The sequence below is a fragment of the Pectinatus haikarae genome, from assembly GCF_015732185.1.
Lineage (GTDB): Bacteria > Bacillota > Negativicutes > Selenomonadales > Selenomonadaceae > Pectinatus > Pectinatus haikarae.
The window spans coordinates 12,753-30,296 of the sequence record NZ_WIQM01000016.1; the positions used below are offsets into that span (position 1 = coordinate 12,753).

Sequence of the window (17,544 nt, forward strand, 5' to 3'; positions counted from 1 at the left end):
ACGCCCAATAATAATTGAGCGGCCATCTTACAAACTCTGCCATAGAAAAATTTTACTACAACATAATTATCAGTATTTATCATTCCTTGATCAATTCTTCAAAATCACTTTATACCTGATCTATTTTTAAAAGTTTTTTTATTGAATCTATAAAGTTTACTAAACTCTGTCCCGAAGACGCAAAAGATTTTATACATAAATATTTATTTTCTGTACAGCTCACACCACCGTCAAGTTCCTTATGCATATCAAGAAGCTGCCGTATTTTTTCTGTCAAACTGCTGTCAGCAGCAGTAAAATTGAAAAGAAGAATTGTGGCCAGATGCGTATATCCCTCATAGCTGCCAAATCCGTTTAAATTCTGTTGTGCCGGCAGATAACGGGAATTTTCAAAATAACATATATCATTACCCTCATAAATTTTTACTGAGGCACTGTATTTTTTATAAAGAAACCGCTCATCATATGCCGTTCTGCCGCTGCTCAATATTTCGCTGAAAAAAAGCTTTGATGTATTATCTGTGAGATGTATTACCGTATCACTGGTAAATGCCGAATCGGCGAAGGGAATAACAGGCTGCGGCACATAAAAAAGAAGTGTATCCTTTTCCAAAGTAATCGTGGTGCTGCGCCTGCCTTCACCATCAATCATTTTGTGAATTTTTTCATAAGACTGTGCTGTCAACTCCACAGTCGTGCCTTTTTTTAGATATATATCTATATCCTGACGATCGCCTGCCATAATTCCTGCCGAAGCGCTGAGGATCATGAAACGTGCAGCTGTATTAGAAAGAAAAGGCTGCATTACTTTAAACGGTGCTGTAAAATAAACATCCTCCAGGATAGTTTTTTTCTGTTGGCGGCAGAATTTCAAATTCAGATGTGATATTTTACCATAAGCACTGCCACTTGGTTTCTGTTCAGGCATCTTCAAGCAGCGCCTCGTGCCTAATCCATGCTATGACTTTATCTATACCCTGGTTTTCGCGTATATTTGTGAAAAAAAAGGGTTTGCTGCCGCGCATTTTTTCTGAGTCACTCTTCATTGTCTCAAGATCGGCTCCAACATATGGCGCCAAATCTACCTTATTGATAATCAGAAGATCTGATCGCATAATACCGGGCCCACCTTTACGGGGAATTTTGTCACCTTCGGCCACATCAATGACAAAGATGGTTTTATCGGCAAGTTCCGGACTAAAGGTAGCAGATAAATTATCACCGCCGCTTTCAATGAAAAAAATTTCAACATCGGGGAATTTCTTTTCCATTTCTTCGATCGCTTCAAGATTCATAGATGCATCCTCACGAATAGCTGTATGCGGACAGCCACCTGTCTCCACACCTATTACCCGTTCTTTTTCCATGACGGAATTTTTAATGAGAAATTCCGCATCTTCCTGTGTATAAATATCATTAGTAATAACACAAATGCTGTATTTATCTGCCAGCTTGCGTGTCAATGCCTCTATCAGTGCTGTTTTACCCGAACCGACAGGACCTGCTACCCCGATTTTCACATAACTCATAAAATCATCTCCCTGCTTCATGACATATACAGACGAGAATATAATGCCTCGTGCTGCATTGATCGAATATCGAATCCCGGCGTTGACAAACAAAAATCATCTATTGACAGCAGTTGAAGCATGCCTAGCAGCCGCGGCCAATGCAGACTGCAGCTCCGCAAGAGCTGCTGACCGGCAGTCTGGCTGAGAGGTACGCTTTTCACACATGTATTTACAAGCCCCGCAGCCTGTGCATACATATAATGAAAAAGACAGTCAGACAAAACTATTCCTGCTGCTGCGCAGAATACGCCGTAAGCTGCCGGATGTATATGCCGGCAGGAACCAGCAGCATATTGCTCAAAAACTTCATTAATTGATGACAACGGCAGTGCGTGTATCGTTTTTATAAACCTCGATCCCAGTTTGACGGCGGCCTGCCGAAGCTCAGAAGGTGCCCTGGCTGCCAAAAAAAGTTTTTCCAGTAAAAAAACCCCTTCCAAATCATGCGCCAATGCCCGTTCATAAGCCAGCCTGACAGCCAGCATGTCACTGTATAGAAAAGACGAAGACATATACTGCATCAGCCATTCCTTCACACTTTTATCATCACATATCAAGCCCCGCTGTATATATGTTTCCAATCCGTAAGAATGAACATAAGCACCGATGGGAAAAAGTGCATCATTTATCTGCAGCAGTAAAAATTGACGATCTGTTTCATTCATGTTCGCTCTCCGTTGCATGTGCATGAGACACCGGCACATGCACATGATTGTGTCCTGCAGCTGCGCAAATACGCTGACGATCATCAAGACGTCTGTTTTCAACAGCAAAATGAATATTCAATTTGTGCAGTAATTCTTCAAACGGATGATCGTAGGGGATAAGAAAATTTTCACTGTCCGGTACATAATAAAACGGAGAGTGGCGGTTTCCCGTTTCATAGCATAATGTGATCATTTCCATTTTCGTGACACGCGATACAATGATGCATTTGCTGGGAATAATATCAACAGTAACAGCCTCACCATCAAATACAGCCAAAACATCTCCCTGGCACAGCCCCCGGCTTTGTTCTTCGGCGGATAGACGCACAGCGATATCGCGTCCTTTATCACTAAGCAAGCGATGAATTTTCTTTTTGCTGTCATACCATTCAATACTGACTTTATCAACAGTCATGTTCTTAAAATATCCATCTCTGATATTTCCCTTTATATGCTCAATAAGCACCTGACATCCTTCTTTCCTCGCTAAAATAGGTTGTACAGCTGTGCCAATGCCAGTTTTTCAGCCGGTTTGCTGACTAAATGAATTCCGTCAACATGCACCGCATAGGTTTCGGGATCAACATCTATATGCGGCGTAGCATTATTAAGCACCATATCTTTTTTACTGATGGTTCTGCAGCCATGCACAGGCAGTATCTTTTTTTCCAAATGCAATTTCTCCTGAATGCCATTTTCCCATGCCGCTTTGGATACAAACGTTATGCAGCCGGTGTATCTTGCTTTTCCGTCCGCACCAAACATGTGGCGATAGAAAACCGGCTGGGGTGTGGGGATAGATGCATTCGGGTCCCCCATTTTAGCTGCTGTGATCATACCGCCCTTTATGATCATTTCCGGCCGTACACCAAAAAAAGCCGGATTCCATATAACCAGATCAGCAAGCTTTCCTTTTGTGACTGAACCCACATATTCAGAAATTCCCTGCATTATCGCAGGATTTATCGTATATTTTGCTATATACCGGCGAATACGAAAATTATCATTTTCACCGGTTTCTTCCGGCAGAGGTCCTCGTTCTTTTTTCATTTTATCAGCTGTCTGCCATGTGCGTGTGATTACCTCTCCGACACGCCCCATTGCCTGCGAATCTGAACTCATCATACTGAAAATACCCATATCATGCAGAACGTCTTCAGCCGCAATTGTTTCCGGACGTATTCTTGAGTCGGCAAAGGCAACATCTTCCGGTATACGGCTGTCAAGATGGTGACATACCATGAGCATATCCAGATGTTCATCAATAGTATTTACAGTAAAAGGCATCGTCGGATTAGTGGAAGAAGGCAGAACATTGCCGGCTCCGGCAGCCTTTATAATATCAGGTGCATGACCGCCGCCAGCCCCTTCCGTGTGATAGGTATGGATTGTTCTGCCCGCTATGGCCTTAAGCGTATCTTCAACGCAGCCTGCTTCATTCAAAGTATCGGTATGTATGGCGGTTTGCACATCATACTTATCCGATACCCGCAGGCAAGCATCGATTACAGCCGGCGTTGCTCCCCAATCTTCATGGATCTTCAATCCCATCGCTCCCGCGAGTATCTGCTCCTCTAAAGGACGAATACCGGAACAGTTTCCTTTTGCCAAAAAACCCAAATTCATAGGATATTCCTCAGCAGCCCGCAGCATCTGCGCGATATTCCAAGGTCCGGGTGTACATGTAGTGGCATTAGTTCCGTCGGCGGGACCGGTGCCTCCTCCTATCATCGTAGTAATGCCACTGTAAAGAGCTGTATCTATCTGCTGGGGACTGATGAAATGAATATGCGAATCTATTCCTCCGGCAGTGACGATCATCCCTTCGGCGGCAATGGCTTCAGTTGAAGCTCCAATTGTCATTCCTGAAGTGACATTGTCCATGATATCGGGATTGCCTGCTTTGCCTATCCCGGCAATTTTCCCGTCCTTAATGCCTATATCGGCTTTAAATATACCATATGCATCAACGATCACTGCATTTGTGAGAACAAGATCCAGATCACCGTCACAGCTGAGAGTATTTACTGATTGCCCCATACCATCGCGCAGCGTTTTACCGCCGCCGAATTTCGCCTCATCACCATAATAAGTGTAATCCTTCTCAACCTCCAGAAAAAGATCTGTATCGGCCAGACGGACTTTATCCCCTGTTGTCGGGCCAAACATCATTGCATATTCTGCTGCGGTCATTTTTCTACTCACAAGTTTTCCTCCTTATGAATAAAACAAAATTTTTCAGCTTTATCCAATGCCAAACGGTAAGTATCTTCATTCACATGACCGCAGGTCAAGGCATTAAAACCAAAAATACGTTTATTTCCGCCTATGCAGACTAATTGTACCGATTTCTTTTCACCGGGTTCAAAACGCACCGATGTGCCCGATGGAATATCAAGACGCATACCAAAAGTCTTCTTTCTATCGAAGGCAAGACAGCGATTAACCTCAAAAAAATGAAAATGGGAGCCAACCTGTACAGGCCGATCCCCTGTATTGCTGACAATAACGGTTTCCGTACGTCTATTTCTGTTTAACTCTATATCTCTGTCAGCAGTTATGATTTCTCCTGGAATTATCATATTCGCAACCCTCTTTATTGTATAGGATTATGTATCGTCACCAATTTTGTACCGTCAGGAAAAGTAGCTTCTATCTGCACTTCATGGATCATCGAAGGCACCTCTTCCATAACATCGCTGCCGGTCAGTACTTTACGGCCTGCCTGCATCAGTTCTGTTACTGTCCTGCCATCCCTGGCCATCTCAAGTAATTCCCTGCTGATATAGGCTATCGACTCCACGTAATTCAGCTTGACACCGCGTTCTTTACGCTCTTTTGCCACAGTGCCGGCATAATGCAGCAATAATTTTTCCATATCTTTTGGTGCTAAATGCATGACATACTTTCCTCCTGATCTTCAAATAGCAATTTTATGCTGAATATCTTCCTTATTCATGGCACTGACAAGTCCCTGCGCAATAATGGCACCTTTATCCATAACATAATAGTCATCAGCAATTCCAAATATAAACTCTAAATATTGTTCTACAATCAAAATCGTATATCCTTCCTTTTTAAGCCGAAGAATTACTCTGCCTATATCCTTGATTATTGACGGCTGGATTCCTTCAGTAGGTTCATCGAGCAGCAAAAGTTTTGGATGAACGGCAAGGGCTCTGGCTATAGCGAGCTGCTGCTGCTGTCCGCCGCTGAGATCGCCCCCTTTACGGGTTAGCATTTCTTTTAAAACAGGGAACAGCTCATAAAGCTCCTGAGGGATGCCGCCTCTCCCTCCTTTTATTTCCAGACCAAGCTGCAAATTTTCCTCAACCGTCATATGGGGAAAAATATCCCGTCCCTGCGGTACATACCCAATCCCTGCCCGTGCACGAAAATAGGTAGGCTTATCAATGATTTCCTCATTATTTAAACAAATACTGCCGCAAGGTGTATGCACCAGACCCATAACACTTTTTAAAAAAGTACTTTTGCCGACACCGTTTCTGCCCAAAAGACACACTATATGTCCTTGCTGCACATTGAGGCAGACATTTTTCAATATAACACTTTCGCCATAATAAGCTTCTAAATTATTTACCTCAAGCACAATTTTCACCGCCTCTTCCCAAATAAACATCAATTACTTTAGGATTTTTCTGCACCTGCTCCACACTGCCTTCATCCAAAATATGTCCTTCATGCATAACTGTTACCTTACTGGCAAATTCACGCACAAACTCCATATCGTGCTCAACAACAATTACTGTGCAGTGCTGAGCAATTTTTCTTAAAAGTTCACCTGTTTTTGTTGTTTCTCTGCGCCCCATACCGGCCACCGGTTCATCAAGAAGAATAAGCTGCAGATCCTGAACCAAAAGCATGGCGATTTCCAGCCATTGTTTCTGCCCGTGTGAAAGATCAGCAGCTTTTTTGCCGGCGCAATTATTTAAATCTACCAAAGTGAGTACTTTATTTATTTTTTCCTGCTGTGCCTCGGTAATTTCACTAAAAAGAGACGCTGCAATACCGCGTTTTTTGACAACTGATACTTCCATATTTTCATATACAGACAAGCTTGTAAAGACCGAGGGAACCTGGAACTTACGTCCAATACCTATATTTACCAGCTTATGTTCAGGATAATGCATAATATTTTTATCGCCGTTGAAAATTATAGAGCCATGCTGCGGATGCACACGTCCGCAGATGGCATCCAATAAAGTCGTTTTACCTGCACCGTTTGGTCCTATAAAAAAACGAACCTCACCTTTTTGCACACTTGTGGTAACACCGTTCACTGCACGAAATCCATCAAAGGATATTATAAGATCCTTTATTTCTAAAACTGTTTCCATAATGCACCTCAATTTACAGACGGCGCTTTTTCTGCCGTTTTATCTTTTTTTTCACGCCGGATCGCAATGCGTCCCGCGTATTTTTTGACTATTCCAACAAGACCTTCCGGCATGAATATAACCACCGCGATGAAAGTCAATCCTAAAAAATAGGACCATACTTCAGGAAAAGATTCACTGATGCCGCTTTTTAGTCCATTTACAAGAATTGCACCGATGACTGCACCTATAAGTGTGCCTCTGCCGCCTATGGCGACCCAGATGACCATTTCAATCGACGGCACTATGCCCATTTCTGCGGGTGAAATGATGCCGACCTGCGGAACAAAAACCGCACCGGCGATCCCGGCGATCACAGCGGACGATATATAAACAAATATTTTGTAAACAGCAGGATCGTATCCGGAAAAACGAACCCGATTTTCACCGTCCCGGATCGCTATCAAAATTTTGCCAAAACGATGACCGATCAAAAAACGACAATAAAGATAGACGATAAATAACAGAAATACAGCTGCATAATATACTAAATATTTAGTATTGTCTGCTGCCAGAGGCAGACCGAACATCGTTCGAAAACTGGTAAGACCGTTTGTTCCTCCGGTATAAGCCTGCTGTCCGATAAAAAGCACCACAAAGATCAACGACAATGCCTGCGACAGGATGGAAAAATATACACCGCGGATACGATTTTTAAATGTAAGATACCCTATAACAGCTGCCAGAAAGGCAGGAATGAGCACAATAAAAATAAGTGACAAAGGATTGGAAAACGGCGCCCAGATAGCGGGAAGTTTTTCCAGTCCGCTCCATGCCATAAAATCGGGCAATTTACCATGGGCAGCCTCCAATTTAAGGTACATACCCATAGCATAAGCCCCAAGGCCAAAAAACACTCCGTGCCCCAGACTTAAAATACCCGTATACCCCCAGATCAAATCAATCCCCATTGCTAAAATAGCATATGAAATAAATTTGCCGAGAAGATTTATTCTAAACACAGATAAAAATAAAGGAGCTGCCAAAAGAAGCAGGACAATTACGAAAAAAACTTTATTAGATGGTGTTTTCAGAAATGTTTTCACAGACAAGTGGATCTCTCCTTTCTCTATTCATCCAATGAACGGCTGTTAATAGTAAATAACCCCTTAGGACGCCACTGCAGAAATAAGATGACCAATGTAAACACCAAAACTTTGCCCAGTGTGGCATTCGTCAGAAATTCTAAGGTAGTATTCCCTGTACCTATCAGAAATCCACCGGCTATCGTTCCCCATAAACTGCCTACCCCGCCGAGAACCACCACCATAAAAGTATCTACTATATAATTGGTGCCCAGTGTGGGCCCTATTGACCCCAGCAGTGTCAACGCGCAGCCCGCTATTCCAGCCAGACCAGAACCGAATGCAAATGTGCAGGCATCTATTTTCCGTGTATTTATACCAAGACTGGCAGCCATAGCACGGTTTTGCATAACTGCACGTATTTTTCTCCCATAATTACTGCGGTACATTAAAAAATATATCGCTGTCATACAAGCTATGACCAGCAGCATGATAAAAAGGCGCTTATACGGCAGCTGCAGCCCCGGAAGAACCAGAAGAGCACCGTTCAGCCAGCTTGGACTTTTCACATCCACATTAGGCGCACCAAAAATACTGCGTGCCAGCTGCTGCAATACGAGGCTCACGCCCCAGGTAGCCAGTATACTATCTAATGCTCTGCCGTATAAATGACGTATAATCAGCTTTTCCAACACCCAGCCGAAAATACCGGCCAGAAAAAACGAAGCAGGGATAGCCACAAAAAAATATAAGTCAAAAATTGAAGCCGGCAGATATCGGCTGAAAATGTTTTGTATTATATAAGCTGCATAAGCACCGATCATTATAAACTCACCATGAGCCATATTGATAATTTTCATAAGACCAAAAGTTACTGCCAATCCCAAGGCTGCCAGCATAAAAATCGAACTGACACTAATGCCGTTGAAAACTTGAAGAAAATAAGTATTCATACCTTCTACTCCTGTATCCGTTTAAGTTAATAAAAATAAAGCGGTATATCCTAAAATACCGCTCTATTTTTTTATTCAATTAGTCAGCCAAATCCTTTGCCCAATCATATGTTTTCAAATATGGATCCGGGCGCACAGGCTCCGGTGTACTCCAAACTTCCTTGATCATTCCGTCAGGCTGAACTTCACCGATACGGACCGTTTTCCAAAGGTGTTGATTTTCCCCTTCAATTTTAACGTTTCCTTCAGGTGCTTTGAATTCTATCCCTTTAGCTGCTTCCTTCACCTTGTCAACATCTGTGGAACCGGCTTTTTCCACGGCAGCGGCCCATAAATATACTGCATCATATGCTGCTTCTATCGGATCGTCTGTTACACGATCCTGTCCATAACGGGATTTATAATTGGCGACAAAAGTCTTGTTTTCCGGTGTATCGGTCGTTTGATAATAATTCCACGAAACAAGCTGTCCTGTCATGTTGTCTGCACCGATGCCGCGGACTTCTTCTTCGGCGATGCTGACAGAGCAGGTAATAAGATCCTTGGAAGTTATCCCCGCATCTTTAAGCTGTTTGAAGAAAGCTACGTTGCTGTCACCATTAAGTGTATTAAAGACTACGTCAGGTTTTTCTTCCTTGATCTTATTGATAATGGTACTATAATCAGTGTGTCCCATCGGTGTATATTCTTCACCGACGACCTGACCGCCCTCGGACTTCAGCTCAGCTTTGATTATCTTATTGGCTGTACGCGGAAATACATAATCAGAACCAATTAAAAAGAACTTTTTGCCCTTGTTTTTCACCAGCCAATCAACTGCCGGTACGATCTGCTGATTAGGCGCTGCACCTGTATAAAAAATATTCGGAGACGATTCCATACCTTCATATTGCACCGGATACCACAAGAGTCCATTATTGCTTTCAAATACCGGTAATACTGCTTTCCGGCTGGCAGATGTCCAACAGCCAAAAACTGTGGCCACCTTGTCCTGCTGCAAAAGCTTCTTTGCCTTTTCAGCAAAAACTGCCGGATCTGATGCTCCGTCTTCTGTTACAACTTCAATTTTTTTACCTAACACACCGCCCTTGGCATTAATTTCATCAATAGCCATCATTTCCGCATCTTTCACGGAAACTTCACTGATTGCCATAGTACCGCTCAACGAATGAAGAACACCTACTTTGATCGTGTCTTTGGAATCACCTGCACTGCCGGAACTGTCTGAGGCTTGAGAGCTGCCGCAGCCACTCAAAAAAGCTGATGAAACAAAAAGAGCTGTCAGAGCAAAAATGACGCTTTTCTTCATTTTTGGCAAAAATTTTATTTTCATATGATTTCTCCTTCTGGTCAGCAATAAAATAAAAAGACACCATGATATGCCCATCCCCAATGCATATCACAGCGTCTTTGCTGCCTGCCGTATTGTTTTTATTACAATATCAGTTTAGCAACTTTTACTGCTGAAAAAAACCACAAAAAAAAGTTATTTTCCAGTAAAAAAACGATAATTACATATTTTGATGTAAAAGTACCTATTTTTTATTATCAATATTTTTTTTATATTCACCCGGTGTCATTTTTGCATATAATTTAAACAGGCGGCAAAAATAATCCGGACTTGCATAACCAAGACGCTCACTGATCTCATAATTTTTATATTTACCGCTGCGCAATAAATATTTTGCATGTTCCATTTTCATTTTTGTCAGATATTCATTAAAATTTTCGCCTAATTTTTGCTTAAAATATTTTCCGGCATAATCGCGGCTGATAGAAAATTCTTGGGCGAGACTTTCTAAAGTGATACTATCTTCAATGTGGTCCAGAACAAAGCGGCAGATTTTTGCAGCTATTCCTTCTGTATTTATTTCATATTTTGCGGCTATTTCCCTTTGAAGATATTTTTCACTTGTTAAATAACTGCACACACGCTGCAATAATAATCTAAGCTCATTATCAGCAGGCGGTTTTGTCATATAATCGAATACCCCCAGCCGTATTCCCTGCTGGGCATATTCAAAATTACTGTAGGTACTTAGAAGAATGACACAGCTGTTGATTTTTTTCTGCCGTAATTCCTGCAAAAAGGACAGTCCGTCCATTCCCGGCATTCGTATATCAGTTATAATAAGCTCGACCTCTTTATGTGTCAAAAACTGCAGCGCCTCCTTTCCGTCGGAGGCCTCTCCGGCCACGCAAAAACCGGATGATTTCCAATCAAAACGTCTTAATATATATCTCTCGGCACTGTCATCATCCACCAGCAATACCCGGTACATATTACAACTCATCCTTCCTATTTTGCATCTCGTTGCTCAACAATACTGCTGCTGCGGGGAAATCATATATATTTACTTCCTGCCATAAGCGCGTATAAAAATTTTTCCCAAAAATACCGCATAAGACCGCCTTCATTCTGCGGCAGGATTCCTTCGCCGTGAAATCACCGCTTTGCAGCATTTGGAGAAGTTTATGCGTATCGGCGGCAGATGCATTTGGCAAGGCGGCTATTGGCGAAACTTCCTCTGCCTGCCTCCGTAAATATTTATCAATCTTTTCCATTGAATTGATAAATATTCCGATAAAATTATTGACTGTCCCCTCTGTTCGCTCTTCTTTCAGCATATCATAAAGATCCGCTGCCGCCTTATAAAGTCCGTTAGCTCCGATATTTCCTGCCGCTCCCTTCAATTCATGCAGACACTCAAAGGCCCTGGAACGATCTCCCCGCAAAATACATTTCTCTATTTCTTCAGCATCATTTTGGTGCTGAAGATAAAACAAAGAAAGTACCTTTTTATATACGGATGTCTTTCCACTAAGCTTTTCAATTACACTCTGAGGATCAAAAAATACGTCAGTTATCGGGACTGATGCCGGTAAAGCAGTTACAGGTATTTTTAAAACAGCTGATAATATTCTTCCCAGTTTATCCAGCTGCAATGGTTTTTCCAAATATCCAGCCATCCCGGACGCAAATACCTTTTTCTGAACATCTCCAAAAACATCCGCAGACAAGGCTATTATTGGTGTATCAATATTTTTTGAGCTTTTCTGTATACATTCTGCCGTTTCATAACCGTCCATTATCGGCATCCTGATGTCCATCAATATGAGATCATATTTGTCCGCCGCAGACAATTCGATCGCTTTTCTTCCACTGTCGGCTATCGTCACCGTGAAGCCGAAATCAACAAGTATTTCCTCTGTCATATACAGATTGACTGTATTATCTTCCACCAATAAAAGTTTAATATTGTAAAATTTTATATCAGGTACTGCTTCCTTTTCCTGTAGTACAGATTTGCCTGCACGCTGCACCGGAAAAGTCAAAATAAATGTCGATCCGGCACCCAATTTGCTTATTACTTTTATATATCCATTCATTAAAAATGCAATCTGCCTGCTTATGGCGAGTCCCAGTCCCGTACCGCCAAAGCGGCGGGAAGTGGATATGTCAGCCTGTGTGAAAGCTTCGAATAAATGTGTTTGAGCATCTTCTGCGATACCGATTCCGCTGTCTGCAATAGACATTTCTACCCATTCTTCCTTTTCCCTGACTATTGAACTGACCTTAAAATGAATAAAGCCGTGTTCTGTAAACTTTACTGCGTTGGCCAAAAGATTCAGTGCAACTCTTTTTAAACGGAAAGCATCACCAAGAACGATTTCCGGTACTGATTCGTCAATCTCTAAAGAAAAATCAATTCCTTTTTTCTCCGTTTCGACATTGATCATATTGTATATATCTATCAATGTTTTTCTAAAATTGAACGGAGTCACTTCTAACTCTATCTTTCCCGATTCTATTTTTGAAAAGTCCAGGATTTCATTGACAATATCCAATAGATTCTGAGCTGCCAGCCCAATATTGCCGGCATAGGCCGAAACTTTTGCTGAAAGTCTTTGTTTTTCCATCATATAATGATAACCGATAATAGTATTCAGAGGAGTTCGTATTTCATGGCTCATATTAGCCAAAAATTCACTTTTGGCTGCATTGGCTTTTTCGGCATCTTCCTTTGCAATGATCATGCGTTTTTCGGTTTCTCTGCGTTTTTTTAATTCTTCTTGAAAAGACAAATACAGTGCATTGAACACATCCGCCAGAATACAGAGTTCTTTTGTTCCTTCTGCCCGCAAAGAAAAATATTGCTGGAAAGAAAATATTTCCAATTTTTTTGTATAGTGCTGTATAGGACGCGTAATATACAATATAAATATGCGCATCAGACCCAGAATTTCGGCGATTATTATACAGGCAAGAACTACCTGCAGAATAAAAGCACGATAAAGATTCTGACGAGCATTCAATAGTTCATTTTCCAGACGGCTGTTCATTGCCTGCTGGAAAGCAGCTATAGGCTTCATGATATGTTCCTTGCTTATATCATATTTATTGTCAAACATTATTTCTACAGCCTTTGCTCTTTTCTCTTTATCCGACAGAAGGACATCACTGCTTTCCAGCTTCTTGCTGGCTACCGATACGGGCATCATATCTTCAGATATATGCTCCGCCTCCAACACCAGCCGCATGGAGCGGCGTTCTGTTTCCACAAGTTCGTCAGAATACTTTTTTGCCTCTTCCAACAGGGCTAATTCATCTTCGGGAGCATTAGCTGAATGCATTTTTTCAATTACATAATCTCTTGTACGTGTCTGTTCTATTTCCCGCCAATAATTTTCCATATGTATTCGATCACCCGTTACGGCATATTTTCGGCCTTCAGCAGTTAAATAATCTGAAGCTTTTGCTAAGGATTCCCCTAATTGCTGGAACATTATCCGATGTTCTTCGGCTGTTTTTTCCGCGTTTATATTCATTTTCATATATATGCTGCTGACAGCAAGCAAGGCTGTGATCATGAAAAAACTAATTACCATAAAACGGCTCAGCCATGCTTGCGTCATAATAAAATTCTTCATGCAAACCTCCGTTTATAAAAATGTGCAAAAAAAAACCCGACCGGGGATGCGGTCAGGCTTCATTGCCAAAATCTATTTTTATATTATAGTCCAATTATTGCAAAATAACAAATATCTTATTTCTCATTTCTTGCAGAAAAGGATTAATATGTTAAAATAATAGCTAAAAAGAAAAGGTGTTTTTATGTCAATACCATATGAAAAACAAATTCTTATAATTGATGATTCTCCCGAAAGCATTGAATTGGCAAGCTGCATTCTCAAACGATCTGATTTCACGATCCGTGTTGCCAAAAGCGCACAGTCAGCTTTAAAATTATTGCAATTCCAAATACCCCATATTATTTTACTTGACGTAACTATGCCGGAAATGAATGGATTTGATTTTTGTCAGCTGTTAAAAAATAATGTTGAATATAAAAAAATCCCTGTTGTTTTCTTAACAGCCAGCGATGACGAAGAAAGTATAAAAAAAGCCTTTGCTATAGGTGCACAGGATTACGTTACTAAACCCTTTAAACCAGCCGAACTGATAGCACGTGTCAATACACAGCTCAAACTCATGCAAAGAACCGAGGATCTGGAGAACGCATATAAAAGTCTCGACAGTTTTTCCTATTCTGTTGCTCATGATCTGAAATCTCCATTGCTTTCCATAAAACGCCTTATAGATTTTCTGCTGCAGGACTGTAATGGAAAATTTTCATCGGATGAAAAAACTCTTGCGGTAAATATACAGGAAAAAACCCGTGAAGTCACTGCTATTATTGATCATTTATTAGAATATTCTCATGCCGGCAGCAAAGAAATAAGCATCAACAAAATAGATACCAATAAAATCTTTTTTGAAACCTATAATGAACTGCATACATTGGAACCATCCAGAAAAATATGTTTTCATCTCGAAAAGCTGCCTTCTATAGCAGCCGATCCAATCCTCTTCAAGCTTTTATGTCAAAATATTTTATCCAACGCTCTGAAATACACAAGAAAAAAAGATCCCGCCATAATACGAGTAACATGCCGCCAGACAGAAAAGTATCTGGTTTTTTCTGTTACAGATAATGGTGCCGGTTTCGATATGCGTTATGTAAAAAAACTATTTCATGTATTTGAACGTCTTCATTCCGCCCGAGAATTTGAAGGCAGCGGCGTCGGTCTGGCCATCTGCCAGCGCATCTTGCAAAGACAAGGCGGCACGGCATGGATCACGGGAAAGCCTGATAAAGGTGCCTCTTTCTTTTTTTCTCTGCCTTGCAAGGCCGCTGACGAATTATAAGCTCTACTTTATCCGCAAAAAAATAAAACGCCGAGATATTTATCTCAGCGTCAGTACACTTCTTTTGATCACATTTATCAGAACTGAAGATCAAATCGTATGAATACGGATTGTGCTTGTATTTCCTTCAGCAAATTTCACACCGGAGGTAATAATAGTTTTATCGCCCTGTTTTACGATTCCCCTTGCAACGGCTGCAGCTGTTGCTGTGACGATCATTTCCTCTACATCATCCCAATCAGAGCCTGCAATAGGCACTACACCCCAACGAAGATTTAAATGACGCGCTACTTTTTCATTTGGTGTATAAGCAATAATAGCTGCTTCCGGACGATATTTTGATACCACTTGTGCTGTATAACCACTTTCGGTAGGAGCAATAATGGCCTTAGCATCAAGTTCATAAGCCATCTGTACCGTTGCATGTGCAATGACATCTGTAGTTGTTGATTGGCGGGAAAAACCCTTATTGATGAAGATATGTTTATATTCAAGCGCTGATTCAACACGTCTAGCAATAGAATCCATAACTTTAACTGCTTCTACAGGATAGTCGCCGTTAGCAGATTCACCGCTGAGCATTATTGCGTCAGTACCATCAAAAATAGCATTAGCAACATCGGAGGCTTCAGCACGAGTTGGGCGCGGGTTTGTAGTCATTGTTTCAAGCATTTGTGTCGCAACAATAACTGGTTTGCCTACTTTGTTGCATTTTTTGATGATTTCTTTCTGAATAAGAGGAACATCTTCAGCAGGAATTTCTACGCCGAGATCTCCGCGAGCCACCATGATACCATCTGAAGCCGCTATTATTGAATCAATATTCTTGACACCTTCGGCACATTCGATTTTTGGAATAATTTCCATATGACCGCTGTGATCTCTGATCAAGCCGCGTATTTCTTCTACATCATCAGCACGTTGTATAAAAGAAGCTGCAACAAAATCCATATCATGCTTAATACCGAAAATTATATCATTTCTATCCTGTTCAGAAATAGCGGGCAGTCCGAGTGATACTCCTGGAGCTGCTGCACGCTTGCGTGTGCTCATAGGCCCATCATTGAGAATCGTCGTAACTATATCTTTACCGGAAATTTCATCTACACGGAGACCTACAAGTCCGTCGGAAAGGAGCAGAATATTACCGGGTTTAACTTCTGCGTAAAGATTTTTGTGGTTGATGGCTACATGAGTTTCATCACCAGGTTCATCACTGTTGGTGATGGTGAATTTATTGCCTTTTTTTAAGAATACCTTACCGCCGGCAAAATCGCCTAAACGCATTTCAGGCCCTTTTGTATCAAGGACTAAAGAAATTGTTTTGCCCAGTTTACGAGCAGTCTGCTTTACTAAATTAATGCGTTTTTCATGTTCTGCATAATCACCATGCGAGAAATTAAAACGGGCAACATTCATTCCATTATTGATCATGTCCTCAAGAAGCATATGATCCTTGTCCACATTAGGACCCATGGTACATACTATTTTTGTTTTTTTCAACATAAAACCCCCACCTAATTAAAATATTTCTTCCCATTTTTATAATACTGCATGTCTATTGTAACATAAATTATCATACATATCAAAGCAGTAATATGCATCCGTAAAAACTTAAAAGAGATGCATAGGAAATATTTCCTGTGCATCTCCGTCATTTTTAATTATTTCGTATGTTCCTCAACAGCAACTGCCACAGCCACACTTGCCCCAACCATAGGATTGTTGCCCATACCGATCAACCCCATCATTTCAACATGTGCGGGAACTGAAGAAGATCCGGCAAACTGTGCATCAGAATGCATGCGGCCCATAGTATCAGTCATGCCATATGAAGCAGGACCTGCACCCATATTATCAGGATGCAGCGTACGGCCTGTACCGCCGCCGGATGCTACAGAAAAAAACTTTTTGCCTTTTTCGATACATTCTTTTTTGTAGCAGCCTGCTACAGGATGCTGGAATCTTGTCGGATTAGTAGAATTTCCCGTAATGGAAATATCTACATCTTCCTTATGCATGACAGCAACACCTTCCTGAACACTGTCAGCTCCATAGCATTTTATCATACTGCGTACACCGTCTGAATAAGCGATTTCTTTAACAACATTAAGTTTACCTGTTGCATAATCATATTGTGTCTGCACATAGGTAAAACCATTGATACGTGAAATAATTTGAGCAGCATCCTTGCCCAGTCCGTTCAGAATAACGCGCAAAGGTTGTTTTCTGACACGATTAGCCTTTCCCGCAATACCGATAGCACCTTCAGCTGCAGCAAATGATTCATGACCTGCCAGAAAAGCAAAACAGCTTGCATCTTCTGATAAAAGCATGGAAGCCAGGTTACCATGTCCCAGACCCACTTTTCTGTGATCAGCGACAGAACCAGGTATACAAAAGGACTGAAGCCCTTCACCAATAGCCTTAGCTGCTTCTGCAGCTTTTGTGCATCCTTTTTTTATAGCAATAGCAGCACCAACAGTATAGGCCCAACATGCATTTTCAAAACAAATAGGCTGAATGCTTTTCACTATTTCAGCAACATTTATACCTTTTTCGTCGCATATTTTCTTAGCTTCTTCTACAGAGGAAATGCCATATCCACTTAAGACCTTATTTATTTTATCAATACGACGTTCATAACTTTCAAATAATGCCATACTCTTTCATTCCTTCC

The 17,544-nt window shown here is 41.3% G+C and carries 17 protein-coding genes; 1 reads left to right on the top strand and 16 read right to left on the bottom strand.

From position 1 onward, the window contains the following. Positions 1-109 precede the first annotated feature (109 nt). The 14 genes from I6758_RS10700 to I6758_RS10765 form a co-directional block, all read right to left on the bottom strand. Positions 110-928, bottom strand: coding sequence for an urease accessory protein UreD (locus I6758_RS10700; RefSeq protein ID WP_196605264.1), 819 nt, complete (start codon positions 926-928; stop codon positions 110-112). Then, complete coding sequence (gene ureG, locus I6758_RS10705; protein WP_196605265.1) at positions 921-1,529, bottom strand: urease accessory protein UreG; 609 nt, start codon at positions 1,527-1,529, stop codon at positions 921-923. Before ureG ends, I6758_RS10700 begins: the two co-directional genes overlap by 8 nt. Before the next feature lie 17 nt (positions 1,530-1,546). Next, the gene (locus tag I6758_RS10710; RefSeq protein WP_196605266.1) at positions 1,547-2,236 is read right to left on the bottom strand and encodes an urease accessory protein UreF; all 690 of its coding nucleotides are present in this window, start codon (positions 2,234-2,236) and stop codon (positions 1,547-1,549) included. Continuing rightward, complete coding sequence (locus I6758_RS10715) at positions 2,229-2,744, bottom strand: urease accessory protein UreE (RefSeq protein ID WP_196605267.1); 516 nt, start codon at positions 2,742-2,744, stop codon at positions 2,229-2,231. Before I6758_RS10715 ends, I6758_RS10710 begins: the two co-directional genes overlap by 8 nt. Positions 2,745-2,764: 20 nt before the next feature. Then, on the bottom strand, positions 2,765-4,483 hold the full coding sequence (ureB, locus tag I6758_RS10720; RefSeq protein ID WP_196605268.1) for an urease subunit beta: 1,719 nt from the start codon (positions 4,481-4,483) through the stop codon (positions 2,765-2,767). Next, complete coding sequence (gene ureB, locus I6758_RS10725) at positions 4,480-4,860, bottom strand: urease subunit beta (RefSeq protein ID WP_196605269.1); 381 nt, start codon at positions 4,858-4,860, stop codon at positions 4,480-4,482. The genes ureB (I6758_RS10720) and ureB (I6758_RS10725) overlap by 4 nt, the downstream gene beginning before the upstream one ends. A 14-nt stretch (positions 4,861-4,874) precedes the next feature. Beyond that, positions 4,875-5,177: an urease subunit gamma gene (gene ureA / locus I6758_RS10730; RefSeq protein ID WP_196605270.1), complete on the bottom strand. Its 303-nt coding sequence runs from the start codon at positions 5,175-5,177 to the stop codon at positions 4,875-4,877. A 21-nt stretch (positions 5,178-5,198) separates the two neighbouring features. After that, positions 5,199-5,888 carry an urea ABC transporter ATP-binding subunit UrtE gene (urtE, locus tag I6758_RS10735; RefSeq protein WP_196605271.1) on the bottom strand — a complete coding sequence of 230 codons (690 nt, stop codon included), beginning with the start codon at positions 5,886-5,888 and terminating at the stop codon, positions 5,199-5,201. Continuing rightward, positions 5,881-6,636, bottom strand: a complete 756-nt coding sequence (gene urtD / locus I6758_RS10740) for an urea ABC transporter ATP-binding protein UrtD (protein ID WP_196605272.1) — start codon at positions 6,634-6,636, stop codon at positions 5,881-5,883. The genes urtE and urtD overlap by 8 nt, the downstream gene beginning before the upstream one ends. 8 nt (positions 6,637-6,644) lie before the next feature. Further along, positions 6,645-7,721 (bottom strand): urea ABC transporter permease subunit UrtC, encoded by a 1,077-nt coding sequence (gene urtC, locus I6758_RS10745; protein WP_330998059.1) that lies wholly within the window; start codon positions 7,719-7,721, stop codon positions 6,645-6,647. 23 nt (positions 7,722-7,744) lie between these two features. After that, positions 7,745-8,653: an urea ABC transporter permease subunit UrtB gene (gene urtB / locus I6758_RS10750; RefSeq protein WP_196605274.1), complete on the bottom strand. Its 909-nt coding sequence runs from the start codon at positions 8,651-8,653 to the stop codon at positions 7,745-7,747. A gap of 79 nt (positions 8,654-8,732) precedes the next feature. Continuing rightward, positions 8,733-9,986 carry an urea ABC transporter substrate-binding protein gene (urtA, locus tag I6758_RS10755; RefSeq protein ID WP_231038648.1) on the bottom strand — a complete coding sequence of 418 codons (1,254 nt, stop codon included), beginning with the start codon at positions 9,984-9,986 and terminating at the stop codon, positions 8,733-8,735. Between the two features lie 202 nt (positions 9,987-10,188). Further along, on the bottom strand, positions 10,189-10,935 hold the full coding sequence (locus I6758_RS10760; RefSeq protein ID WP_196605275.1) for a response regulator transcription factor: 747 nt from the start codon (positions 10,933-10,935) through the stop codon (positions 10,189-10,191). A 1-nt stretch (position 10,936) separates the two neighbouring features. Further along, entirely contained in the window at positions 10,937-13,585 is a 2,649-nt protein-coding gene (locus tag I6758_RS10765) for an ATP-binding protein (RefSeq protein ID WP_196605276.1), read from the bottom strand. A 184-nt stretch (positions 13,586-13,769) separates the two neighbouring features. On the opposite strand from I6758_RS10765, the gene I6758_RS10770 reads away from it, so the two are divergent. After that, positions 13,770-14,864, top strand: a complete 1,095-nt coding sequence (locus I6758_RS10770) for a hybrid sensor histidine kinase/response regulator (RefSeq protein WP_196605277.1) — start codon at positions 13,770-13,772, stop codon at positions 14,862-14,864. A gap of 90 nt (positions 14,865-14,954) precedes the next feature. Here I6758_RS10770 and pyk read toward each other — a convergent pair whose 3' ends face one another. Next, a complete protein-coding gene (gene pyk, locus I6758_RS10775; RefSeq protein ID WP_196605278.1) occupies positions 14,955-16,370 on the bottom strand; it encodes a pyruvate kinase in 1,416 nt (471 codons plus the stop codon). Between the two features lie 158 nt (positions 16,371-16,528). Next, positions 16,529-17,527, bottom strand: coding sequence for a GGGtGRT protein (locus tag I6758_RS10780; RefSeq protein WP_196605279.1), 999 nt, complete (start codon positions 17,525-17,527; stop codon positions 16,529-16,531). Positions 17,528-17,544: the final 17 nt, after the last annotated feature.

What these genes read in the sequence shown, in the direction of transcription:
- I6758_RS10700 (WP_196605264.1), bottom strand. Translation starts at nt 928, where the DNA reads ATGCCTGAACAGAAACCAAGTGGCAGTGCTTATGGTAAAATATCACAT.
- ureG (WP_196605265.1), bottom strand. Translation starts at nt 1,529, where the DNA reads ATGAGTTATGTGAAAATCGGGGTAGCAGGTCCTGTCGGTTCGGGTAAA.
- I6758_RS10710 (WP_196605266.1), bottom strand. Translation starts at nt 2,236, where the DNA reads ATGAATGAAACAGATCGTCAATTTTTACTGCTGCAGATAAATGATGCA.
- ureB (WP_196605269.1), bottom strand. Translation starts at nt 4,860, where the DNA reads ATGATAATTCCAGGAGAAATCATAACTGCTGACAGAGATATAGAGTTA.
- ureA (WP_196605270.1), bottom strand. Translation starts at nt 5,177, where the DNA reads ATGCATTTAGCACCAAAAGATATGGAAAAATTATTGCTGCATTATGCC.
- urtD (WP_196605272.1), bottom strand. Translation starts at nt 6,636, where the DNA reads ATGGAAACAGTTTTAGAAATAAAGGATCTTATAATATCCTTTGATGGA.
- urtB (WP_196605274.1), bottom strand. Translation starts at nt 8,653, where the DNA reads ATGAATACTTATTTTCTTCAAGTTTTCAACGGCATTAGTGTCAGTTCG.
- urtA (WP_231038648.1), bottom strand. Translation starts at nt 9,986, where the DNA reads ATGAAAATAAAATTTTTGCCAAAAATGAAGAAAAGCGTCATTTTTGCT.
- I6758_RS10760 (WP_196605275.1), bottom strand. Translation starts at nt 10,935, where the DNA reads ATGTACCGGGTATTGCTGGTGGATGATGACAGTGCCGAGAGATATATA.
- I6758_RS10765 (WP_196605276.1), bottom strand. Translation starts at nt 13,585, where the DNA reads ATGAAGAATTTTATTATGACGCAAGCATGGCTGAGCCGTTTTATGGTA.
- I6758_RS10770 (WP_196605277.1), top strand. Translation starts at nt 13,770, where the DNA reads ATGTCAATACCATATGAAAAACAAATTCTTATAATTGATGATTCTCCC.
- pyk (WP_196605278.1), bottom strand. Translation starts at nt 16,370, where the DNA reads ATGTTGAAAAAAACAAAAATAGTATGTACCATGGGTCCTAATGTGGAC.
- I6758_RS10780 (WP_196605279.1), bottom strand. Translation starts at nt 17,527, where the DNA reads ATGGCATTATTTGAAAGTTATGAACGTCGTATTGATAAAATAAATAAG.